Below are 23,623 nucleotides of genomic sequence, written 5' to 3' on the forward strand. Positions count from 1 at the left end.
CGCCGTCCGTCCGAGCCGAACGAAGCTGTTCGTCGCACCTGTCGCACGGATCTCCGGGACGAACCGGAGGAATCGAATCACGAATAGGAGGCATCGCGGATGAAGTACACCTATTTGGGAAAGTCCGGCTTGAAGGTCAGCAAATTATGCCTGGGCACGATGAATTTCGGCCCCGAAACGGACGAGCAGGAATCGTTCCGGATCATGGACGCCGCCTTGGACGCGGGCGTCAATTTCTTCGACACGGCCAACGTATACGGCGGCCAGGGCAATCGGGGAAGAACCGAGGAGATCATCGGCCGCTGGTTCGCGCAGGGCGGAGGCCGCCGGGAGAAGGTCGTCCTCGCCACCAAGGTGCACAGCAACATGGACGACGCCTTGGACGGGCCCAACATGACGAACGGGCTGTCCGCCTACAAAATCCGCCGCCATCTGGAAGGCTCGCTCCGCCGGTTGAACACGGACCACGTCGAGCTCTACCAGATGCACCACGTCGACCGCAACGTCGGCTGGGACGAGCTGTGGGAAGCCTTCCAGGTCCAGATCAACCAAGGCAAGATCGGCTACGTCGGCGCCAGCAATTTCGCCGGCCGCGATCTGGTGAAGGCGCAGTACGAAGCGAAAGCGAGACATCATCTCGGCCTCGTGTCCGAGCAGCATAAATTCAGCCTGCTGTGCCGGCTGCCGGAGCTTGAAGTGCTCCCGGCCGCGCAGGATCAAGGCATCGGCGTCATCGCCTGGAGTCCGCTGGACGGCGGCCTGCTGGGCGGCAACGCGCTCAAGGCGTCCGGCGGCTCGCGCAGCACGCGTTCGCAGGAGCGGGTCGACGCGCACCGGAGCAAGCTCGAGCAGTTCGCCAGCCTGTGCCGCGAGCTCGGCGAGAGCGAAGCCAACGTCGCGCTGGCGTGGACGCTCGCGCATCCGGCCATGACGGCGCCGATCATCGGGCCGCGTACGCTGGCGCAGTTCCAAGATACGCTGCGCGTCGTCGACATCGCGCTGTCGGACGAGACGCTAAAGCGGCTCGACGAGATTTTCCCGGGGCCGGGCGGCGAAGCGCCGAAAGCTTACGCGTGGTAACGGAACGTCCTCGACGATTTAAACGCTAACCTTGCGAAGGTCATCGTCCGAGCGATGCACGGCAAGCGATTCGATATCGTACGATACAGATTTAAAAGGAGGCATTCCTATGGCAACGCTGCAAACATCGACCCTCGGCCGGACCGGCCTCGAGATCACCCGGCTGGGCTTCGGCGCGATGGAAATCCGCGGGCCGCGCATTTGGGGCGGCCGTCCCGTCGCGGACGGGGAAGCGGACCGGATTCTGAACGCCGTCCTCGACGCCGGCATCAATTTCATCGATACGTCCTACGACTACGGACTGAGCGAGGAATACATCGGCCGCTTCATCAGCAAGCGCCGGAGCGAATACGTCCTCGCGACCAAATGCGGCTGCACGGTCGTGAACGCGGGCGATCATGACGATACGCCGCACGTGTGGACGCGGGACAACCTGCTCCGGAACATCGACGTGAGCCTGAGCCGGATGAAAACGGACTACGTCGACCTGCTGCAGCTGCATAATCCGACGCTGGACCAGACGGAGGAAGGCAGCCTGATCGACGTGCTGAAGGAGATCCAGGCATCGGGTAAGGCGCGCTGGATCGGCATCTCCTCGACGCTGCCGCATCTGCCGGCGTACATCGATACCGGCGTCTTCGATTCGTTCCAAATTCCGTATTCCGCGCTCGAGCGGGATCACGAGAACCTGATCGCCAAGGCGGCGCAAGCCGGGGCCGGCACGATCATTCGCGGCGGCGTCGGACGCGGCGAGCCGGGGCACGGCCTCGGCAACCAGGACCGCTGGACCTTCTGGGAGCAGGCGAAACTCGACGAGCTGCTGGACGAAGGCGAGAGCCGGACCGGCTTCATCCTGCGGTTCACGCTCAGCCATCCTCAGCTGACGACGACGATCGTCGGCACGAAGAATCCCGAGCATCTGGCCGAGAACATCCGCATCGCGGAGAGAGGGCCGCTTGCCGCGGACGTGTACGAAGAAGCGAAGCAGCGCCTGAGCGCCGCGGGCCAGCAGCCCAAAGCGTAAGACCGGCGTACCGTTTTAATTCGCTAGCGCTTCCTAACAAATTGATCGCATCGCCAATCCGCCCGTTCGGGCGGATTTTTTCTGTTTTCGCCGCTTCTCGGACGAGCCGTTCCGGTTGCCGCCGGGTTGCCGCCGGGTTGCCGCCGGGTTCTCGGCGCGTTGCCGGCCGTGCTTCATTCGCCGCGAGACGGCCGGCCGCATCGAATTTAACGTCGGAATTGCCGCCCGCGTGCGGTTTTTTTCATGATTTTCCGTAGGATTCGGTCGGATCGCGTAGGAGGGCCGTATCGTGGACCTAACATCGCGTGATTTTACTTGACATGACTCGTCCATCGGCCGGGCAAGCCGCGGCAAGGGCGGAAAGGAGGAGGTTCGATGATTGCGTTCGAGCAAGTCGACAAGCATTTCGGCGACTTTCATGTGCTGAAGGGCATCGAGCTTCGCGTCGAGCCGGGCGAGGTCGTCGTGGTCGTGGGCCCGTCGGGGTCGGGGAAGAGCACGCTGCTCCGGTGCATCAACCGGCTGGAAACGATCTCGAGCGGCAGCTTGACCGTGCTCGACGTCAAGCTCGGCGACAAGGGGACCGACATCAACCGGCTGCGGCGGGACATCGGCATGGTGTTTCAGCATTTTAACCTGTACCCTCACAAGACCGCCTTGGGCAACGTCTCGCTCGCGCCGATGAAGGTGCTCGGGCAGCCGCGGGCGGAAGCGGAGGCGACGGCGAGGCAGTACCTGGAGAAGGTCGGCATCGGAGACATGGCGGACCGGTATCCGGCGCAATTGTCCGGCGGCCAGCAGCAGCGCGTCGCCATCGCGCGGGGACTCGCGATGAAGCCGAAGATCATGCTCTTCGACGAGCCGACGTCCGCGCTCGATCCCGAGATGGTCGGCGAAGTGCTGGACGTCATGAAGGCGCTGGCGCGGGAAGGGATGACCATGGTCGTCGTCACGCACGAGATGGGATTCGCCCGCGAGGTGGCGGACCGCGTCGTGTTCATGGACCACGGGCGCATCCTGGAGGTGTCCCCGCCGGAGGTCTTCTTCGAGCAACCAAGGGAAGAGCGGGCGCGCGCGTTTCTTAACCGGGTGCTTCATCATTAGCCGGTCCGCGCCGTTCGCGGGGTCCGCGGCATGCCTGCCCGCGCACGTCACCAGATTCCGTTCACGTTCAATCATGGAGAGGGGATAGGAAAGATGAAACCAAGAAAATGGCTGTTTGCCTGCGTCCTGACGACGTTGATCGCGGCGATCGCGCTTACCGGCTGCGGCGCGAAGAACGACACGAACGCCGGATCCAACGGCGCATCGAACGGCAACGCGGCGAGCGGAGACGCGGCCGGAAACGCCGGCGGCGACCAGGCGGCGGGATCGTCGGCGCTCGACGCCGTCAAGAGCCGCGGCAAGCTCGTCGTCGGGGTCAAGTTCGATACGAAGCTGTTCGGCCTGAAGGACCCCGCGAGCGGCAGCGTTGAAGGCTTCGACGTCGACATCGCCAAGGCGCTCGCGAAGGAAATCGTCGGGGACGAGACGAAGATCGAGCTGAAGGAAGTCACGTCGAAGACCCGCATCCCGATGCTCAACAACGGCGACATCGACATGATCGTCGCCACGATGACGATAACGGAGGAACGGAAGAAGGAAGTCGACTTCTCGGACGTGTACTTCAAGGCGGGCCAATCGCTGCTCGTGAAGAAGGGCAGTCCGATCAAGACCATCGGCGATATCAAGAAAGGCACGAAGGTGCTGGCCGTCAAGGGCTCGACGTCCGTGGACAACATCAAGGAGAAGGCGCCCGACGCGACCGTGCTGGAATTCGACAACTACCAGGACGCGTTCAGCGCCCTCAAGGCCGGCCAAGGCGACACGCTGACGACCGACAACGCGATTCTGTACGGCATGGCCGCGCAGGATCCGAACTACGAGGTCGTCGGCGAGCCGTTCACCGACGAGCCGTACGGCATCGCGATTAAGAAGGGCGAAACCGCGCTCCTGGACGCCGTCAACGCCGGGCTGAAGAAGCTGAACGACAGCGGCGCGTACAAGGAGATTTACGAGAAATGGATCGGCGAGACGCCGGCGGCCAACTAACGTAAGCAAGCGCGAAGCGCGACCGGCCTTGGCGCCGGCGCGCTTCGCGCTTGCCCGATTCGGGTGGAGGGAGGGATACGATGCCGGATCTGTCGATTTTCACGGACCATTTCGGGTTATACATGAAAGGCTTCGGCAACACCGTCCTATCGAGCGTCATCGCCCTGCTCGGGAGCTTCGCGCTCGGGACGGTCGCGGCCGTCTTCCGCATCTCGGCCGTCAAGCCGCTGCGGTGGGCGGGGACCGCTTTCGTCGAGTTTATTCGCAACATTCCGATCCTGCTCGTCGTCTTCGCGTTCTACTACGGGCTGCCGACGCTGGGGGTGACGCTGAGCGGGTTCGCCTGCGGCACGATCGGCCTGACCGTGTATACGGCGTCCTTCGTCGCCGAAGCGATCCGCGCGGGCATCCTGAGCGTGCCGGCCGGCCAGTCGGAAGCGGCCAGGGCCTCGGGCATGAGCTACGTGCAGACGATGCGCCACGTTGTGCTGCCGCAGGCGATCAAGATCGTCATTCCGCCGCTCAGCAACCAGTTCATTAACCTGGTTAAGAATTCATCGGTGCTCGGCGTGTTCGCCGGCTTCGACCTGATGTACTACGGCGATCAAGTGGCGAGCAAGACGTACGCCACGTTCGACACGTACCTGTTCGTCGCGGCGCTCTACCTCGTCCTGACGCTGCCGCTCAGCTGGGCGGCGCTCCGGCTGGAACGCCGCTGGGCGCGAAACGGCTAGCATTTCCGCGAACGGGCGCGGGTCCGCCAAGCCCGTCAATTCCGATATTAGGAGGATCGAAGGATGGACATCGCCGGCGCATTCGCCTACCATAATCTCATCTTTATCCTCAAAGGCTTCGGCATGACGCTTTGGGTCGCCTTCGTCGCGATCGTCGCGAGCTTCGCGCTCGGCGGCATCGCCGGGACGCTGCGCTATATGCGCATTCCGGTTATCTCGCCGGCGATCGGCGCGGTCGTCGAGATCGTCCGCAACCTGCCGCTGCTGCTCATTCTATTCTTCACGTATTTCGCCATGCCCGACGTGGGCATCAAGCTGAGCGTCACCGGCGCGGCGATCGTCGGCTTGACGGTCTTCGAAGCGGCCATGATTTCGGAAGTCGTGCGCAGCGGATTGAACGCCGTCCCGAAGGGCCAGATCGAAGCCGCGCGCTCGTCGGGGCTCACGCGATCGCAGACGATCCGGCACATCGTGCTGCCGCAAGGGCTTCGGGCCATGGTGCCGCCGCTCGTGAGCCAATTCATCTCGCTCCTGAAGGACACGTCGCTCGCCATCGTCATCTCGCTGCCGGAGCTCATGCATAACGCGAAAATCGTCATCGCCCAGCAGTACGACTATACCGTCCCGGTGCTCGCGGTGGTTGCCGTGCTGTATTTCGCGGTGAATTACGCCTTGTCGATCGCGGCGCGTCGGCTCGAGAACAAACGCGTCTGACGCCTTCCGGGGAACGGCGTGCCGCGGGCTAGCCCGGATTCCGAAGGGCGCCGCGTTCGCGGGCGCCTCCGGCCGCGCCGCCGGGCAGGGCTCATGGGAGTGGGTGCCTATCGCTATCGAGAAGCCATACGGATCCAAAACCGAAAACATGCAGATCGCCGTCCTCGCCGTCGTCGTCGCGGTGGCGGGCGAATTCAAGATCAACCCGTTCAGCGGCGACCTGTTCCGCATCGGGCTCGGCAGCAGCGCCTTTCTGTTCTTGCTGCTCTTCATGCGCCATCTGCCGTTCCGCAGAACGGGGATCGCCGTCGGAGTGACGGTGCTGCTGTTTCGGGTCACGCTCGACGGCGCGGCCGAGGGCGCGGACTTCTCGCTGCCGGGCAGCCTGCACGCTCATTTCTCCGCGATGCTGTATTACGTCGTCTTCGGGGCGGGCATGGCGCTTATGCAAAGCCGGCTGAAACAGCTGGATCCGCTCATTCTCGGGGCGTGCGCGACGCTGATCGACATCGTCTCCAACGAGACCGAGCTCCTGTCGCGGAGCCTCGCCTTCGGCCTGCCCGTATTCCGCGCCGACCAGATCGGCGTCATTTCCTTGATCGCGGCGGTGCGGTGCTATTTTACGGTCGGCATCTACAGCAGCATCGCGGTGAACCAGATGCGCGTCGTGCAGGCCGAGCAGCAGAAGCGGCTCGAGCAGATGATCGGCGTCGGCAGCGGGCTGTACGGCGAAGCGTTCTACCTGCGCAAGTCGATGGACGTCATCGAGCAGATCACCGCCAAGAGCCACGATCTGTACGAACGCCTGAACGAGGAAGGGCTGCGGGCGCACGGCCGGGCCGTCCTCGAACTCACGCAGCAAATCCACGAGGTGAAAAAGGACTCGCAGCGCATTTTGGCGGGGCTGACCAAGCTGGTCGACCTCGACCGCGCCGCCGAGATGACGCTCGCGGAGATCGTCGGCCTCGTCGCGAAGTCGAACGGCAACTACGCCCGGATGCTGGAGAAGGACATTCGCATGGAAACGGAGGTCCGCGCCGATTATCCGACCCGCCACTACATTCCCCTCCTGACGGTGCTGAACAACCTGGCGGCCAACGCGGCCGAAGCGATCGAAGCGCGCGGCACCGTGCGTTTCAACGTCTACGAACGGGGGAGCGAGACCGTTTTCACGGTCGCGGATACCGGAACGGGCATCGCCGAGCAGGACAAGGACCTCGTGTTCGAGCCCGGGTTTACGACCAAATTCAACCAGGAAGGAACGGCGGCGACCGGCATCGGCCTGTCGCACGTGCGCGACATCGTCGGTTCGTTCGAGGGCAGCCTGCGCCTGCTGACGACGGGGAAGGACGCCTTGACGACGTTCGCGGCGGCGTTTCCGACGGAGCGGTTGAAGAAAGGGGGATAAGCCATGCCGACGTTTTGCATCATCGACGACGACGCGGTTAGCAGGCGGATGCTCCAGACGATCATCGAGAAGGGCGGGGTCGGCGAGGTGGTCGGGACGGCGGCCGGCGGCACCGAAGGCGCGCAGCTCATCCTCGACGAGCGGCCCGACGTCGTGCTGATCGACCTGCTCATGCCGGACCAGGACGGCCTCGAGACGATCGCGGGCCTCAAGAAGGCGGGCTACGAAGGCCGGTACGTCATGATCTCCCAGATCGAGAACAAGGACATGATCAGCAAGGCGTACCAGGCAGGCATCGAATTTTATATCCAGAAGCCGATCAACCGGGTCGAGATCGAGGCGGTGCTCGGCAAGGTGAGCGAGCAGTGGCGGATGGCGCGCTACTTGAACGAAATCAAGCAGTCGATCGCGAAGCTCGACCGGCTCGATCCGGAAGCGGCGGGCGAGCGGAAGAAGCCGGGCGCGCGCGAGGTCATGCGGACGATCCTGATGGACCTCGGGATCGTCGGCGAGAGCGGCAGCGGGGATATCGCCGCCATGACGGAATACTTGCTGCGCCATCATCGCGGAGGCGGACTTCCGCCGCTGAAGTCGCTGTACGAAGCGTGCATCCGCGCGGGCAATCCGAACGGCGCCGACGCCGAGAAGGAAGGGAGGGCGGTCGAGCAGCGCGTCCGCCGCGCCGTCCTCGCCGCGCTGACCAACCTCGCCAGCATCGGGCTGACGGATTACGGCCATCCGAAGTTCGAGCATTACGCGCCGCTCTATTTCGATTTTCGCGACGTGCGGCTCAAGATGAAGGAGATCGACGAGCAGGCGCCGCAGGAGAAGCCGAAGGTGAACATCAAGAAGTTTGTGCAGGTGTTCTACCTGGAGACCCTCGACAAGCTGAACGGCGCGCAATGACAACGGCAGCAGCGCAAGCGCAATCGCGAGCGCAAGGACTCTTCGGCGAGCGCGATCCGATTATAGCCGGGCTTCTCCCGTTATCTCGAATTCGCGCTTGACGGGCGTCGGTTCGATTGCTAGAATAAACCACAGTAAAGAACTTGGAATTATCAGCTACATACCCGTTGACCGGCCGACCGGAGACACGCGATTCACGCGCTGTCTCCTTTTTGCGTTTTCCGGTACTGTACCGGAACGATACCGCGATCGGCCGAAGGAGGAGAGAGCCCGGAGATGAACATTCGCAAAATCGCCGAGATGTGCGGCGTGTCGGTATCGACCGTCAGCCGCATTCTCAACAACAGGCCCGACGTCAACGAAGAGACGCGGGAGAACGTGATCCGGTTCATGAACGATCACGGCTTCCGGCCGGCCGTCGTTGCCAACCGGCAGGAGACGGCCGGCATCGTGACGCCGGACGTGTCGTTCCCGGAGTACATGGGGGAGCTCATGAACGGCATCATGGAGCAAGCCTACGCCGCTGGACTATATCTGATGCTCGTGCCCTACCAGGACAGAACGTTCCGGGATGCCGGCGCGGCGGCTCATTTTTGCCGGTCCAACGGGCTGAAGGGCTTGATCGCGATCAACCCGCCGCTGCGGTCGCCGCTGCCGGACGCGCTCGTCGCGGCCCGTCTGCCCCACGTGGTCGTAGCCGCGTCCTATCCGGACAGCGACGTGTCCTGGGTCGACGTCGACAACGCCGACGGCTGCCGCCAGGCCGTGCGGCATCTGCTCGCGCTCGGCCACCGGCGGATCGCGCTGCTGCATCCGCCCATCGCCCACCCGTGCGACGCCGACCGGGCCGGCGGTTACCGGGATGCCCTCCGCGAGGCGGGCATCGAGGCCGATCCCGGCTGGGCGCAGGAGCTGAATCCGCGGCGCGAGCCCGTGAAGGACACGGTCCGGAAGCTGCTGCACGACGCGCGGCCGACGGCGGTGTTCTGCTCGACTTACCGCGGCACCTTGGCCGTTAGCGCCGCGCTGGGGGAGCTCGGACTTCGCGTGCCGGCGGACGTCGCGGTCGCGGGCTTCGGCGACTACGACGTCTCCCCGCTCATGAACCCGCCGATGACGACAGTGCACCAGCCGATCGCGGACATCGGCCGAACGGCCGTGGCGGCGTTCGGCGAGCTGCTGCGCCAGACCGACTACGCGAGCATTCAACGGCTGCTGCCGGCGCGCCTCATCGTGCGCGCGTCGACGAAAGGAGCGTGACCGGGATGGCCGACATGACGCAGGGCGCCGGCGCTCGCCCGCGCAAGCCCGGCTTGCTCCGCAAACTATGGCGCGTCCGCCATGCGTATTTTTTCCTCCTTCCGATCTTCGCGGTGCTCGCCACGTTCAAATACGGGCCGCTTGTCGTTGCCGTGCAGAAGTCGTTTTTCGATTGGAACGGAGCCAACGTCGACCGCTTCGTCGGCTTCGCGAATTACGCGAAGGCCCTGCACGACGAGTCGTTCCGGCGCTCGATCGGCCATGCGCTCGCGCTGACCGCCGGCGCGCTGGCCGAGACGCTCACGCTGCCGCTGCTTGCCGCCGCGCTCGTCTTTCACGTCAAGCGCAAGCGGCTGGCGGAATGGGCGCGCGTGCTGTTCATCGTGCCGCTGATCGTGCCGACGCTCGTCGTCATCAAAATCTGGACGTGGGTGTACGCGAGCCGGAACGGCATTTTGAACGGCCTGCTGGAGCTGGTCGGCCTGGAAGGCTGGACGCATGCCTGGCTGGGCGAAAGCGGCACCTCGCTATGGGCGCTCCTGTTCTACAATTTCCCATGGATCGGCGGCATCTACTTCCTGATCTATCTGGCGGGGCTGCTGAACATTCCGGCCGAGCTCTTCGAGAGCGGCAGCCTGGACGGCATGAGCGTCTGGCAGCGGTTCCGCTACCTCGAGCTGCCGCTGATCCGCGGGCAACTCCGCCTCGTCGCCCTGCTGGTCGTCATCGGGCAGTTGCAAAATTTCGAGCTTCCGCTCGTCTTGACCGGCGGCGGTCCCGGCGAATCGTCGCTGACGCCCGCGCTGTACTTGTACGACCGCGCGTTCACCTACAACGAGATGGGCTACGCGTCGGCGCTCGGGATGCTGCTCTTCGCCGGCATTTTGCTGGTCACGCAGGCGCTGCAAAAGCTGTTCAAATCGGGCGAGACGCCGGGGTAGGAGGGAGACGCGATGAAAGCGAACCAGTCGCATGCCAACGTATCGAAAGTAAAGCTGAACTCGGCGAAAGCGAACCGGCCCAAATCCCAAGCCTTCGCGCTCGGAGCCGTTATCCAATACGCCGCGCTCGCGTTCCTGCTCGCCGCCACCTTGCTGCCGTTCTACATGACGCTGATCAATTCATGGAAGCACCGCATGGATATCTATAAGCATTTTTGGGGCTGGCCCGCGCATTTCTACGTTGATAATTACGGCACCGCCGCCGGTTACCTGCTGCCGTACATGGCCAATTCGATCGTCGTGACCGCCGGCATCACGGCCGCCGTGCTCGTCCTGTCGTCCATGGCCGCGTTCTCGTTCGCCGCCTACGAATTTCCCGGAAAGGGGCTGCTGTACACGCTCGTCGTCATGCTCATGATGATCCCGGGCTTCCTGCTGCTCGTTCCGCAGTTCGTGTTGGTGAAGTCGTTGGGCATGCTCGATTCGTATGCCGGCCAGATTTTCCCGCCCGCCGCGGTCGGCTCCGCGATGGGCACGTTGCTGATCCGTGAATTCCTCGCCGGGCTGCCGGCCGGCTTGCTCGAGTCGGCGCAGCTGGACGGTGCCGGTCCGTGGCGGATCTTCAGCCGGATCGCGCTGCCGCTCGCCAAGCCGGCGTTGTCCGTGGTCGGCATTCTGACGGCGATCAGCGGCTGGAACAATTACATTTGGCCGCTCGTGATCATCTCGGACGAGAAGCTGAAGCCGGTCATTCTCGTGCTGGGCACCGTCTCGGGCACGGTCGAGCAGGGAACGGGCTTGCAGCTTGCCGGCTACGTGTTCGCGTCGCTGCCGTTTCTCGTGCTGTTCCTGTTCGCGACGAAGCCGTTCGTCTCGGGTCTGACGTCGGGGGCGATCAAAGGCTGAAACGGCCTCCGCAAACGGCGGCTGATTACGTTCCGGAGGTGATGAATCCTTCCGGCTTCCGTCCTCGCGGAAGCCGCGGACGAAGAATTCGCGGTAGGCAGGCGCACGATCATTTTGTACGATAGGAGAGAAACAACCATGACATGGAAACGCATGAACGCGCCGGCGGCGCTGGCGCTCGGCTTCGCGCTGCTCGCGGGCTGCTCGAACGGGGACGGGAATGGGAACGCGGACGATCCGGCGGCCGGAGGCCAAGCGGACGGGAAGGGAGGCGGCGCCGGGAACGCGAAGGTCGTCCTCTCGTTCACGACGAGCAAGAGCAAAATCGAGGAAGACAACAAGGTCTACGAGGACCTGGTCAAGGCGTACAACGCCGATCCGAACGCGAAAGCCGAAGTGAAGCTGACGCTCGCCAATTGGGGCGACGACGGGACCGCGCAGCGAACCTGGGTCACGACCCAGCTCATCGGGGACAATGCGCCGGATTTGTTCCAATCGAAGTATCTCTGGTCGCAGGAGGATTTCGGCAAAGGGCTCGTGACCGAGCTGACCGGCGATCTGGCGCAGCCGAATCCGTACGCCGGCGGAGCGGATTGGCGGAGCTCGCTCTCCGATACCGTCATGGCCAACATGTTCGTGCCCGGCACGGACAAGGTCGCGGGGGTTCCGACGTATTCGGGAACGATCCGGATGTTCTACAACAAGGATCTGTTCGATCAAGCCGGCGTCACGGCGCTGCCGGAGACATGGAACCAGTTTCTGGACGCGCAGGAGCGGCTGCGGCAGGCGGGCGTCGCGCCGATGGCCATCGGCTTCGCCAAGCAGGGCGGGGACAGGCCCGACTGGATGCTGCGATATTTGTCCGACCAGACGGTGGAACAGCTCGTCCCGGGGATGGATCTCGACGGCAACAAGCTGATCGGCTCCAACGAGATCGTCGCGGCGATCGACGGCGGCACGCTCGACTTCGGCAAGGAACCGTGGAAGGACGTCTTCCCGATTCTCAAGGATTGGACCAAGTATTGGCCCAAAGGCTTCAACGGCATCACGCTCGATGACGCGAACGAGATGTTCCTGCGCGGCGACGCCGCGATGACGCTGGCCCCGCCGGATTTCGTGAAGCAGCTGGAGGGGATGAATTACGGCGTCATGCGCGTGCCGTACCTGACGAAGGAGAATCACCCCATGGCCGAAGGCAAATATTACGAGGTCGCTTCCGGCAATCCGGACGGCGTCTACGTGATGCCGAAATCGATCTCGGCGGAGAAGAAGGCGGGGGCGATCGATTTTCTGATGTACCTCACCTCGCCGACCGTCCAGAAGCAAATCGCCGAACGGCTGTACCGGGCGCCGGTGCTGAAGGATGCCGAGTTTCCCGACAACATCAAGCCGTTTCTGGCCGTCAACGAGCCGTTCAAGATGAACCTGTTCGGACCGGCGTTCAGCAAGAATCTGTACGATACGTTCGGCAAGGACGGCCAGCTGTATCTTGACGGGTCGATGTCCTTGGACGACTTCATCGCCAAGATGAACGCGGTGGCGAAGCAGGAAGCGGACGCGCTGAAGCAGTCGCAGGGCTGGAACGAAGCGAACGGCTACGGCACGAAAAAGTAGCGGCGATCGGCCGCGAAGGGAGAAGCTTATGACGACGAATGGGCAGCGACCGAACATCATCGTATTTTTCACGGACCAGCAGCGCTGGGACACGACCGGCGCGCACGGCAATCCGCTCGGGCTGACGCCGAACTTCGACCGGATGGCGCGGGAGGGCACGCACGCGGCGTACTCGTTCACGTGCCAGCCGGTATGCGGCCCTGCGAGGTCGTGCTTGCAGACCGGCAAGCACGCCACGACGACGGGTTCCTTCCGCAACGGCATTCCGCTCGGAACGGAGCACCGCACGCTGGCGGAGCATTTCGCCGGGGCCGGCTACCGGACCGGCTACATCGGCAAGTGGCATCTCGCGGACGAAGAACCGGTGCCGCCCGGCAAGCGCGGCGGCTACGATTATTGGCTGGCGTCCAACGTGCTGGAATTCTCGTCGGACAGCTACGATACCGTCATGTACGACAACGACGGCAACCCGGTGAAGCTGCCGGGCTATCGGGCCGACGCGCTCACGGACGCGGCGATCCGGTACGTCGACCGGAACAAGGACGATCCGTTCTTCCTCTTCTTGTCCTATATCGAGCCGCATCACCAGAACCATCTCGACAATTATCCCGCGCCGACCGGGTATGAGGAGAGGTACGCGGGCAGATGGACGCCCCCGGACTTGGCCGCGCTCGGCGGCACCTCGGCGCAGCATCTCGGCGGCTACTACGGCATGGTCAAGCGGCTGGACGAGGCGCTCGGCCGGCTCCTCGACGCGCTGCGGAGTCTCGGCTTGGCCGACAACACGGTCGTGCTCTTCACCTCGGACCACGGCTGCCATTTCAAAACCCGCAACGCGGAATACAAACGCTCCTGCCATGACAGCTCGATCCGCGTCCCGACGGCGATCGTCGGCCCCGGCTTCGACGGCGGAGGCCGGCTGAAGCGGCTCGTCAGCCTCGTCGATCTGCCGCCGACCTTGCTCGACGCGGCGGCGATTCCCGTGCCCGGCGAGATGGAAGGACGCTCGCTGCTCGCGTCGCTGCGGAACGAAGACGGCGGCGCGCCGAACGACGTGTTCGTGCAGATCAGCGAGTCGCAAGTCGGCCGCGCGCTCCGCACGGCGCGCTGGAAATACAGCGTCTCGGCGCCCGGCAAGAACGGCTGGACCGACGCGGCGTCGGATACGTACGCGGAAGAGTTCCTGTACGACCTGGAGGCCGATCCCCATGAGCTTACCAACTTGATCGGCTTGGACCGGTACGACGACGTGGCCGCGGTGCTGCGCGCGCGGCTGCTGGAACGCATCCGCGAGGTCGAAGGGACGACGCCCGCGATCGAGCCGGCGGAACGCAAGCCTTCCGGCCAGCGCCGCGTCGCGCTCCGCGAGGTTTAGTCACGGATGCCGGCCGGTCATTTCATCGCCGTCCATTTAATGATTTAACTACATGAATTACTTATTAAGCAGAGTCGACCGCCGCCTTTCACTTATGAATGTGACTCTATTAAGCCGTATAGCTCGCCGTTAGCCGTCCCGTTTTCATCCGAAAACGAGGCGGCTTTTTTCCGTATTCGCGGCCTTGGTGCGCACGCGCGATATGCCTGCCGAGTGGTCATAGACGGCATCTATTGCTCCTCTGAAAACTATGTATTACTTCAATGGGGACGATTCGTATTATAGTGTAGCTACGAACGGCACAACCGGTGCGCATTCGAAACCAACGCTAAATTTACCATCAGGAGTGATCATACATGAAGGACTATTACGTAACCGACAAGGCGCACATTTATTGGGACGAAGCCATCGAAACCGTCGTGATCCGCTGGCACGCCTTCGCCAAGGGCGATGAATTCCGCGAGCCGCTCGACAAAATGATCGAGCTCGCCGTCATGAAGAACGCCAAAAAAGCGCTGTTCGACTCCAGCCACATACTGGTCGTCGCCGAAGACACCAAGTGGCTGGCCGAAGAATGGCTGCCGCGCCTGTTGAACGCCGGCATCCATTACACGGCGACCGTCAATCCGATGCGGTCCTCGGCAGTCCAAGCCGATGACGATCTCGTCGATCCGGCGCCGCTGCTGCATCACGAATTCGCGGGCATGTGCCCCGCGGTCGAGTGGTTGTCCGGTATTACGGCGTAAACGCCGGCCGGCGAAAGGAGAGAGGATACATGGAACGGGAATTGGCCTTGGAAGTGGTTCGCGTAACGGAATTGGCGGCGCTGGAATCGGCGCCGTGGATCGGCAGAGGCGACAAAACGAGCGCGGACGACGCCGCCACGACGGCGATGCGGACGATGTTCGATTCCGTCTCCATGCGCGGCACCGTCGTCATCGGCGAAGGCGAAATGGATGAAGCGCCGATGCTGTACATCGGCGAGCCGCTGGGCAACGGCGATGGTCCGGAGGTCGACGTCGCGGTCGATCCGCTCGAGGGCACGAATCTCGTGGCGAGAGGCTTGAACAACGCCCTCGCCGTCGTCGCCATCGCGAACAAGGGGCAGCTGCTGCACGCGCCGGACATGTATATGCAGAAGCTCGCCGTCGGTCCCGCGCTCGCCGGCAAGCTGCATCTCCTTGATCCCGTCGAAGTTACGCTGGCGAAAGCCGCCGACGTCCTTGGCAAACCGCTCTCCGACTTGAACGTCATGATTCTCGACCGGGAGCGGCACGAGCCGATTATCGGGACGATGCGCCGGCTCGGCGCGCGGATCTCGCTCCTGTCGGACGGCGACGTCGCCGGCGCCATCGCGCCGGCCTTCCCGGAGACGGGCATCGACCTGTACCTCGGCTCCGGCGGAGCGCCCGAAGGCGTGCTGGCCGCGGCGGCGCTGAAAGCGCTCGGGGGCGAGATTCAAGGTCGCCTGCTGCCCGAAAATCCGGAGCAGTACGAGCGCGCCGTCGCGATGGGGCTCGCCGATCCCGACCGCGTGCTGGCGATGGAGGACCTCGTCGGCACGGACGACGTCATCTTCGCGGCGACCGGCGTGACGCACGGCGAATTTCTGGAAGGCGTGCGCTACCTGCCGAACCAGCGTGCCGAGACCCATTCCATCGTGATGCGCGCCAAGACCGGCACGGTCCGCTTCATCAAGACGATCCACTATCTGCCGAATAAGTCGGTCCGCCGCGAAGAATCGGCAAGCCTTACGGGCTGATCGGCGGGAACTCATTCAGCGCGGCATGAATAAGAATCGAGGCGCGGCGGAAAGGTAACGAACAAGAGCAGCATCCGATCTGAAGGCTGAACCGGTTGCCCCGCAATTCGCGTCGTGCACGGCAGTTCCGGGCATGGCGCGAAGGCAGCGCTTGCTGGATCCATGCCTGCGGCTTGCGCGGCGGATCGTCGTTCAAGACACTCGCTTCCGCTGGAAAATGGAAAGTTCAGAAAATTTGAATAAATAGCTGGCGCATTGTCCGCGGCTGTGGTACAGTGTGTGTACACGAAAGGAGGTGGTCAACATTTCTAGTTCCATGTTGATCGCGTCCCTTACCCGGTCCGCCCGGATCTAATCCGGACGGAGGCGCGGGATGCGGATCGATGCAATACAAAAGCGCCTCGGGTACCCGTCGTTTTCGGACGACACGGAAGATCGCCGCGTTCGGCTTAGGCCGGGCGCCGGCGGTCTTCTTGTTTTTAAGCCTACTGAACGGTTTGCCGAAAGGGCCGATTGTAAAAAGTTCATGGAATTTTCAAATTGCCCATTGACAGCGCTCGCGCATCGATGGTAAATTGTCACATATACTTTGAGGAACGGAAAGGAGGGTTACGACTATGCGGTACGATCGATTGGTTCTCATTGCGCTGCCGGCTGCCGGCGGCGTCCGCAATCGCATAGGACGTAACCCTCGCGCGGTCTGACCGCGGCAGGACGGAGAACGCAAGTTCCCGGTCTGCCCATCGGAAGGCGCACGGTTGCGGCGACGTAATCGTGCGCCTTTTTTGCGCGCTCGGCAAGGCGTTCGCGGCCATCGGTCCGCGAATGCCCGGACACCGGGGCTCAGGCGTATCGCTTACGGCGGTACGTCTTTTTTGTTCTTTACTAGCGAGAAAGGTTGTGGATGGACGTGTTTACCGTACTGAAGAAATTAAGCTGGTTTTTCAAAATGCGCTGGAGGCGCTACACGATCGCGGTCGTGCTGCTGACGATCGTCGGCATCATGGACGTTCTGCCGCCCAAGCTGATCGGGACGGCGGTCGACGGCATCCAGCAGGGCACGATGACCCCGGGCAAGCTGACGGAGCTCGTGGCGTTCTGGGCGGGCCTCACCGTCGTCGGCTACGTCATTACGTGCGTCTGGTGGTCGCTGCTTTTCGGTTCGTCCTTCGTGCTGGAGCGAACCTTGCGTTCGCGGCTCATGCGGCATTTCATGCGAATGACGCCGACGTTCTACGAGCGCAACCGGACGGGGGATCTGATGGCGCGGGCGACGAACGACCTCGGCGCGGTGTCGCAGACGGCCGGGTTCGGCATTCTGACGCTGATCGATTCCACGCTCTTCATGCTGACGATCCTCGTCATGATGGCCGGCGTGATCAGCTGGAAGCTAACGCTCGCGGCGCTGCTGCCGCTGCCGCTCATGGCGCTCATCATGCAGCATTTCGGCAAGAAGATCCACGAGCGGTTCACGGAGCAGCAGGACGCCTTCGGCAACCTGAACGACCAGGTGCTCGAATCGGTCTCCGGCGTGCGGGTCATCCGGGCGTTCGTGCAGGAGGAGGCGGACCGGAGAAGGTTCGGCGCGATGACGGACGACGTGTTCCGCAAGAACATCGCCGTGGCCAAGATCGACGCGCTCTTCGAGCCGACGGTCAAAATTTTGGTCGGGATCAGTTACTTGATCGGTCTCTGCTACGGCGGGGTGCTCGTCTTCCGGAGCGAAATCTCGCTCGGCGAGCTCGTATCGTTCAATATGTTTCTCGGGATGCTGATCTGGCCGATGTTCGCCATCGGCGAGCTGATCAACATCATGCAGCGGGGCAACGCGTCGCTCGACCGCATCAACGAGACGCTCGGCGCGAAGCCGGACGTGCAGGATGCCGAGCGTACCGTGCCGCTGCAGGTGCCGGAATCGCTCGAGTTCAACGGCGTGACGTTCCGGTACCCGTCCTCGACGATCGACAACCTGGTCGATGTCTCGATCACGCTGAAGCGCGGCCAGACGCTCGGCATCGTCGGACGGACGGGCAGCGGCAAGACGACGCTTCTGAAGCAGCTGCTCCGGGAATATCCGCTCGGCCAAGGCCGCTTGACGGCCGGCGGCGTCCCGCTCGGGGATATCGCCCTGCGCGAGATCCGCGGCTGGATCGGCTACGTGCCGCAGCAGCCGATCCTGTTCAGCAAGACGATCCGCGAGAATATCGGCTACGGCCTTGAAGGCGAGATGGACGAAGCGCAGCTGGGCAAGGCGCTGGACCTGGCCGCGTTCCGCAAGGACGTGACGTTCCTGCCGGACGGCCTCGAGACGCTGGTCGGCGAGAAGGGCGTCGCCCTCTCCGGCGGACAGAAGCAGCGGGTCAGCATCGCCCGCGCCGTCATCGCCAACCCGGAAATCCTCATGCTCGACGACGCCCTGTCCGCGGTCGACGCCAAGACAGAGACGGAGATTCTCCAAGGCATTCGCAGGGAGCGCGCCGGCAAGACGACGCTCATCGCGACGCACCGGCTGTCCGCCGTGCAGCACGCGGACTGGATCATCGTCCTGGACGAAGGCCGGATCGTCGAAGAAGGCGCGCACGAGCAGCTGATCCGGAACGGCGGCTGGTACAAGGAGCAATACGATCGCCAGCAGCTCGCGACGGCGGTCGAAGCGTAGCGCTCCGATGCTCCGTCGCAACCGCTTGAACAGAACGAAGGAAGAAGAGAAGGTGGAACCCCCAATGGGCAACAACGGCAAACGATTATTTCAATACGCCTGGCAGTTCAAGAAACCGATTCTGCTCGCGCTTCTGCTGCTCGCGCTGGCGATCGCCGCGGAGCTGGTCGGCCCGTTCGTCGCGAAGCGGATGATCGACACGAACATCATGGGCATCGAGAAGCCCTGGTACGAAACCGCGAACCATGGCGATCCGTACGCGGTCGACTATCAAGGCCGCGCCTACAAACGCGCCGACCACTGGCTGGCCGGCGAAACGAAAGGCCGCGAGGTGCGCGTGCTCCAAACCGGCTTGACCTACTACTTCGTCGACGCGGCCGGCGTCCCCGATACCGGCAAACGGACTTTCGCGGACGGCGCGCTGACGGTCGAGGCGAGCGACGGGAACGCGCTGCGGTATCCGGCCGCGAAGCTGAGCCGCGGCGAGATTTACGGCTTCTACGAGCCGGAGTTCCCGAGCATCTACAAGCTCGCGGCGTTCTACGTCGGGCTGCTGCTCGTCGGCGCGGCGCTGGCTTACGGCCAGCGGTATTTGCTTCAAGTATCGGCGAACCGGATCGTGCGCAAGATGCGCAACGACGTCTTCCGGCACATCCAGGAGCTGCCGGTGCAGTATTTCGACAACCTCCCGGCGGGCAAGGTCGTCGCGCGGGTGACGAACGACACGGAAGCGATCCGCGAGCTGTACGTGTCCGTGCTGGCGAATTTCTTTTCCGGCTTGATCTACATGGTCGCCATCATCGGCGCGCTGTTCATCCTGGACGAGACGCTGGCGCTCATCGCGCTGCCGATGCTGCCGATCCTGTACCTGTGGATCGTCGTCTACCGCAAGTTCGCGTCGCGGTACAACCACGTCATTCGCTCCCGCCTGAGCGACATCAACGGGATGATCAACGAGTCGATCCAAGGCATGCCGATCATCCAGGCGTTCCGCCGGGAGAACGAGACGATGGCGGAATTCCGCGAGATGAACGACGACTACTTCAATTATCAAAACAAGCTGCTGACCCTCAACTCCTTGACGAGCCACAACCTGGTGAACGTGTTCCGGAACGTGATTTTCCTGCTCGTCATCTGGCTGTTCGCCGGCGGGTCGCTCTCGTCGGCCGTGACGATCGGCGTCCTCTACGCTTTCATCGATTACATGAACCGGATGATGCAGCCGATCGTCGGCATCGTCAACCAGCTGTCCAACCTGGAGGTGGCGCGGGTGTCGGCGGAGCGCGTGTTCGCGCTGCTCGACGAGCCGGGCGTCCGGGTCTCGGAAGAGCGGATGCCGCGATACAAGGGGAACGTCGGTTTCCATGACGTCTCGTTCGGCTACAAGCCGGGCGAGGACGTGCTGAAGAATATCAGCTTCGAGGCGAAGCAGGGCGAGACGGTCGCGCTCGTCGGCCATACCGGCTCGGGCAAAAGCTCGATCCTGAACCTGCTCTTCCGGTTCTACGACGTCGAGCGCGGCGCGATTACGATCGACGGCGCGGACGCGCGCGGTCTCTCGAAGCAGGAGCTCCGCGAACATATGGGCATCGTTCTGCAGGATCCGTTCCTGTTCACGGGGACGATCGCGTCGAACGTCAGTTTGGACGATCCCGCGATCACGCGGGAGAAGGTCGAGCAGGCGCTCCGCGACGTCGGCGCGTACGACATGTTCATGCAGCTCCCGAACGGCCTGGATGAACCGGTCATCGAGAAGGGCAGCACCCTGTCCGCGGGACAGCGCCAGCTCATCTCGTTCGCGCGGGCGCTCGCGTTCGACCCCGCGATCTTGATCCTGGACGAGGCGACGGCGAGCATCGATACCGAGACCGAGGCGGTCATTCAGCGGGCGCTCGACGTGCTGAAGCGCGGGCGCACGACGTTCGTCATCGCGCACCGGCTCTCCACGATCCGCGCGGCGGATCAGATTCTCGTCCTGGACCGCGGACGGATCGTGGAGCGCGGCAATCACGACGAGCTGATGGCGTTCGACGGCAAATACCGCGCGATGTATGAGCTGCAGCAGGGCGCGGGGGTCGCCGTCGGCGCATAAGGCGGTCCGGCCGCCGGTCGGGTGCGAGCGGTTGCCGCCCGCGTCCGCTGAGGCTAGCCGCGCGACCTCGTCGTCCTCGGCATTGCGAGAGCCTGCCCGCGGCGCGTCGGCGGCGCTGCGTACGCCGGTCATGCGCGCGAAGCGCTATCCGGTGCCAGACGCAATTTCCAATTCCCGACAGCCGCATGCCAACGGATGGCATGCGGCTTTTTTGTGCGTTCGCGCCGTATGGGAGCTGGTTTACATCGGCCGCCTGCTTGGTTCGGGGGCAAAAAACCGGCGATTTCCGCGGCAAATCCTCGTCGGCATGACACCAATCGGGGCAACGTTCGTATGAATCGGTAGCCAGGATCGCGATCGGGCGCAACGCTTGCAGGCCAGTAAAACAAGCTTGCAAAATGGAAAAGAACGTGAGAAGCGGATTGAAAAGAATGGAAGGAAAGGAGAATAACACGCTTGCTGCAACTTTGACGCCGTCGACAGCGTCAGTTGCTGCGAGGTGATGGATTTGAAAATATTTACATTATTGGCGGCTGCCGGCACCAAATATTACATCATCTCGGGTGTCGACCCCGTCGTCTCCATCGCGGTCGCGACGAACGGCGGATACGTGCGAGCGGACGCGCAAGGCAAGTACGGCGCCAAGTGACGGGGAGGCAGAGCGGATTTAATCCCCTCCGCAAAGCCCTTCGCGCCGGCGCGGCATCACCGCGGCATTGGAAGCATGGATTCATTCGGCTAGTCTGATTAATGTAAGAACCGCGAATCGGCCGCGCGGATCGCGTACCATCATTTACGCGCATGTCGAAACAACTCGGAGATTGACAATTCTTTTGCCTATCGCTTACTGTAAAATCTGGTAGAGACTCCAAATTCGAGAGGATGGCAAGAAGTGGAACACGGAATCGGCGTCATTTTATACGAGAAGGAAGCGGACGGCGGCTTGGCGAAAATCGACGAGCGGGACTGGACCCCGGCGATGGTCGCGTCGCTCGAGCACGTCAATTACATTACGGTCGGCGGACGCGAATACGAGACGCTGGAAGGCCGTATGAATCTAGATAGCGGCAAATTGGAAATTCTCGTCGTTCCGATGCGGACCGACGAATGACGCAGCGAAAGGGGAGCCCTCGATTGACACGAAACGAACAGCCGCATGAGTCGGTCAGAAGCAAGCTGTTTACGAAGGACGGCAAGCCGCTGCGGGTGCTCTCGACGTCGCTCGGCCTCGCGCTGCTGGCCAGCGTCGCGTTCGGCGCGGTGAGTCACGCGGCGGACGGAACGGCCGCGGCGCCGGAACAGCCGAAGCTGGTCGAGTACTCGACGGAAGCGGTGAAAGCGTACTTCGATCCCGCCGTCGATTGGAACCTTCCGATGCTCGGCGAGGACGACGAAGACGAGCAGGACCAGACGCCCGTCGCATCGGGGGGAGGCGGCGGCGCGGGCTCGGCCGGCGCAAGCGGCTCCGGCCACGAGACGATCATCATCAACAACGGTTCGCATTCCAGCTTCGGCTGGGACGATCTGCTCCTCTATCATTTGCTGTTCAATAACGGCGGCTCCTACTCGACGTCGTCGTGGTCGAGATCGCATACGACGTATTACGCGAACACGAGCACGCCGTATAAAGCGAAGAGCTTCACCGGCGACAGCTTCCAGAACAAGCCGGTCGTCGGCTCGGCGGTGCGTCCGAAGACGACGACGGGGTCGGGTACGGTCACGCGGCGCTCTTCGTCCTCGAAGCCCGGCGGCATCGGCGGCACCTCGAGCGTGATCAGCGGCTCGAAGTCGAGCTCCGGTTCGTCGAGCCATAGCAGCAGCTCCCATTCGTCGGGAGGCTTCGGCGGATGACGACGCAAGCGTTCGAAGTGCGCGGGACGCCCGATCCGGACCGGGCCTCGCGCGTCGCGCGGCTGCGCGACATCGGCTTCGCCTGGGCGGATCTGGAGGACGAAGCCTATTGGCTCGACCAGATCGTCGTCATGCGGGAGGAGACGTACGCCGAGCTCGAGGCCGCGGCCGCGAAGCTGTGGCGCGTCTTCGACAAGGCGGTCCGCTTCGTGCACGGCAAGCGCGAGCTCTACGAACGGCTCGGCATTCCGGAGATTCTGTGGGAGACGCTGGATCTGCTGCCGCTCCCGGCGGAGGGCTTTATCAGCCGCTACGCGCGGTTCGACTTCGCCGTCTCGGGCGAAGGCGCGATCAAGCTGCTGGAGCTGAACGCCGATACGCCGACGGGCTACGTCGAAGCCGCGATCGCGACGCCTTGGCTGTGCGGGCAAGCGGGCATCGCTTCGCCGAACGCGCGCATGGCGGAGCTCGTCGCGGCGGCCTGGGCGGAGGAACGGCCCGATACCGCCGCTTGCGTCGGCTATGGCGAACACCTGGAGGATTCGGGCACCATCGAGGCGCTCGTCCGCCACAGCGGCCTGAACGTCCGCTGCGTCGATTGCCTGGAGCTGTGGGTGGACGAAGGCGTGCTGAAGGACGGGCAAGGCGCCGCGATCCGGCGCATGTTCGCCTTGTACCCGAAGGAATGGCTTGCCGTCGACGAGGGCGGCGACGCGCTGCTGTACGCGGTCGACAGCGGCAATCTGGCGCTGTTCAACAACCCGCACGCCATCCTCCTGCAGTCGAAAGGACTGCAAGCGGCGATCTGGGGCTTATACGAGCTGAATCAACTGTACGACGCCGAGGAGCGGAAGGCGATCCGCCGCTATATGCTGCCGACGTACAACAAGGCCGTCTTCCAGGGCAGCTTCGTGTCGAAATCGATGTTCGGCCGCGAAGGCGGCTCCGTCCGGATGTTCGACCGGGAGGGGCGCCTCGAGATCGAGGACCGGGACGGCTTCGATACGAGCGCGCTCTTTCCGACCGTGTACCAGAAACGGGCTGAGCTCGCCCGCATCGCGACGGCCGCGGGCGACTTCCATCTGCTGACGGGCCTGTTCGTGCTGAACGGCACGCCCTGCGGCATGCTCGGCAGAGCCGGCGGTCCGATTACCGGCAATACGAGCCATTTTATCCCGCTAGGAGTGAAGGAACGAGGATGATCGA

Annotated in this window: 22 protein-coding genes; 21 read left to right on the forward strand and 1 reads right to left on the reverse strand. The window is 63.4% G+C overall.

Translation table 11 applies throughout. The annotated features are described in order from the left end of the window. Positions 1 to 99: 99 nt before the first annotated feature. The 15 genes from I8J29_RS01655 to glpX all read left to right on the forward strand — a co-directional run bounded on the left by I8J29_RS01655 (position 100) and on the right by glpX (position 15,815). Complete coding sequence (locus I8J29_RS01655; protein ID WP_090636658.1) at positions 100 to 1,080, forward strand: aldo/keto reductase; 981 nt, start codon at positions 100 to 102, stop codon at positions 1,078 to 1,080. A gap of 109 nt (positions 1,081 to 1,189) precedes the next feature. After that, positions 1,190 to 2,104, forward strand: a complete 915-nt coding sequence (locus I8J29_RS01660; protein ID WP_240545815.1) for an aldo/keto reductase — start codon at positions 1,190 to 1,192, stop codon at positions 2,102 to 2,104. A 375-nt stretch (positions 2,105 to 2,479) separates the two neighbouring features. Next, positions 2,480 to 3,208, forward strand: a complete 729-nt coding sequence (locus I8J29_RS01665; protein ID WP_208845843.1) for an amino acid ABC transporter ATP-binding protein — start codon at positions 2,480 to 2,482, stop codon at positions 3,206 to 3,208. Between the two features lie 93 nt (positions 3,209 to 3,301). After that, on the forward strand, positions 3,302 to 4,195 hold the full coding sequence (locus I8J29_RS01670) for a transporter substrate-binding domain-containing protein (protein ID WP_208845844.1): 894 nt from the start codon (positions 3,302 to 3,304) through the stop codon (positions 4,193 to 4,195). A gap of 80 nt (positions 4,196 to 4,275) precedes the next feature. After that, complete coding sequence (locus I8J29_RS01675) at positions 4,276 to 4,929, forward strand: amino acid ABC transporter permease (protein ID WP_208845845.1); 654 nt, start codon at positions 4,276 to 4,278, stop codon at positions 4,927 to 4,929. A gap of 63 nt (positions 4,930 to 4,992) precedes the next feature. Then, on the forward strand, positions 4,993 to 5,643 hold the full coding sequence (locus I8J29_RS01680; RefSeq protein WP_208845846.1) for an amino acid ABC transporter permease: 651 nt from the start codon (positions 4,993 to 4,995) through the stop codon (positions 5,641 to 5,643). A 148-nt stretch (positions 5,644 to 5,791) separates the two neighbouring features. After that, positions 5,792 to 7,051: an ATP-binding protein gene (locus I8J29_RS01685; protein ID WP_208845847.1), complete on the forward strand. Its 1,260-nt coding sequence runs from the start codon at positions 5,792 to 5,794 to the stop codon at positions 7,049 to 7,051. A 3-nt stretch (positions 7,052 to 7,054) separates the two neighbouring features. Next, positions 7,055 to 7,957: a response regulator gene (locus I8J29_RS01690; protein WP_208845848.1), complete on the forward strand. Its 903-nt coding sequence runs from the start codon at positions 7,055 to 7,057 to the stop codon at positions 7,955 to 7,957. A 276-nt stretch (positions 7,958 to 8,233) separates the two neighbouring features. Next, complete coding sequence (locus I8J29_RS01695; protein ID WP_208845849.1) at positions 8,234 to 9,217, forward strand: LacI family DNA-binding transcriptional regulator; 984 nt, start codon at positions 8,234 to 8,236, stop codon at positions 9,215 to 9,217. Between the two features lie 5 nt (positions 9,218 to 9,222). After that, the gene (locus I8J29_RS01700) at positions 9,223 to 10,158 is read left to right on the forward strand and encodes a carbohydrate ABC transporter permease (protein WP_208845850.1); all 936 of its coding nucleotides are present in this window, start codon (positions 9,223 to 9,225) and stop codon (positions 10,156 to 10,158) included. A gap of 12 nt (positions 10,159 to 10,170) precedes the next feature. Next, positions 10,171 to 11,064 (forward strand): carbohydrate ABC transporter permease, encoded by an 894-nt coding sequence (locus I8J29_RS01705; RefSeq protein ID WP_208845851.1) that lies wholly within the window; start codon positions 10,171 to 10,173, stop codon positions 11,062 to 11,064. 138 nt (positions 11,065 to 11,202) lie between these two features. After that, the gene (locus I8J29_RS01710) at positions 11,203 to 12,678 is read left to right on the forward strand and encodes an ABC transporter substrate-binding protein (RefSeq protein ID WP_208845852.1); all 1,476 of its coding nucleotides are present in this window, start codon (positions 11,203 to 11,205) and stop codon (positions 12,676 to 12,678) included. Positions 12,679 to 12,706: 28 nt separating this feature from the next. Further along, positions 12,707 to 14,053 (forward strand): sulfatase family protein, encoded by a 1,347-nt coding sequence (locus I8J29_RS01715; protein WP_208845853.1) that lies wholly within the window; start codon positions 12,707 to 12,709, stop codon positions 14,051 to 14,053. 356 nt (positions 14,054 to 14,409) lie between these two features. Further along, positions 14,410 to 14,799 (forward strand): hypothetical protein, encoded by a 390-nt coding sequence (locus I8J29_RS01720; protein WP_208845854.1) that lies wholly within the window; start codon positions 14,410 to 14,412, stop codon positions 14,797 to 14,799. A gap of 29 nt (positions 14,800 to 14,828) precedes the next feature. Beyond that, positions 14,829 to 15,815, forward strand: coding sequence for a class II fructose-bisphosphatase (gene glpX, locus I8J29_RS01725; RefSeq protein ID WP_208845855.1), 987 nt, complete (start codon positions 14,829 to 14,831; stop codon positions 15,813 to 15,815). Here the strand turns inward: glpX and I8J29_RS01730 are convergent. Beyond that, positions 15,805 to 16,011, reverse strand: coding sequence for a hypothetical protein (locus I8J29_RS01730; protein ID WP_208845856.1), 207 nt, complete (start codon positions 16,009 to 16,011; stop codon positions 15,805 to 15,807). The two genes, glpX and I8J29_RS01730, sit on opposite strands and share 11 nt — an antisense overlap. 714 nt (positions 16,012 to 16,725) lie before the next feature. Between I8J29_RS01730 and I8J29_RS01735 the strand changes: the two genes are divergently transcribed. The 6 genes from I8J29_RS01735 (at position 16,726) to I8J29_RS01760 (ending at position 23,619) form a co-directional block, all read left to right on the forward strand. Continuing rightward, positions 16,726 to 18,474: an ABC transporter ATP-binding protein gene (locus I8J29_RS01735; protein WP_208845857.1), complete on the forward strand. Its 1,749-nt coding sequence runs from the start codon at positions 16,726 to 16,728 to the stop codon at positions 18,472 to 18,474. A gap of 64 nt (positions 18,475 to 18,538) precedes the next feature. Next, positions 18,539 to 20,566, forward strand: coding sequence for an ABC transporter ATP-binding protein (locus tag I8J29_RS01740; RefSeq protein WP_208846240.1), 2,028 nt, complete (start codon positions 18,539 to 18,541; stop codon positions 20,564 to 20,566). Positions 20,567 to 21,074: 508 nt separating this feature from the next. Continuing rightward, positions 21,075 to 21,215, forward strand: coding sequence for a hypothetical protein (locus I8J29_RS01745; RefSeq protein ID WP_208845858.1), 141 nt, complete (start codon positions 21,075 to 21,077; stop codon positions 21,213 to 21,215). 243 nt (positions 21,216 to 21,458) lie between these two features. Then, positions 21,459 to 21,677: a hypothetical protein gene (locus tag I8J29_RS01750; protein WP_208845859.1), complete on the forward strand. Its 219-nt coding sequence runs from the start codon at positions 21,459 to 21,461 to the stop codon at positions 21,675 to 21,677. A 23-nt stretch (positions 21,678 to 21,700) separates the two neighbouring features. Further along, the gene (locus I8J29_RS01755) at positions 21,701 to 22,417 is read left to right on the forward strand and encodes a hypothetical protein (protein ID WP_208845860.1); all 717 of its coding nucleotides are present in this window, start codon (positions 21,701 to 21,703) and stop codon (positions 22,415 to 22,417) included. Further along, positions 22,414 to 23,619, forward strand: a complete 1,206-nt coding sequence (locus I8J29_RS01760; RefSeq protein ID WP_208845861.1) for a glutathionylspermidine synthase family protein — start codon at positions 22,414 to 22,416, stop codon at positions 23,617 to 23,619. The genes I8J29_RS01755 and I8J29_RS01760 overlap by 4 nt, the downstream gene beginning before the upstream one ends. The last annotated feature ends 4 nt before the right edge of the window (positions 23,620 to 23,623 follow it).

Source organism: Paenibacillus artemisiicola (assembly GCF_017652985.1).
GTDB classification, from domain to species: domain Bacteria; phylum Bacillota; class Bacilli; order Paenibacillales; family Paenibacillaceae; genus Paenibacillus_Z; species Paenibacillus_Z artemisiicola.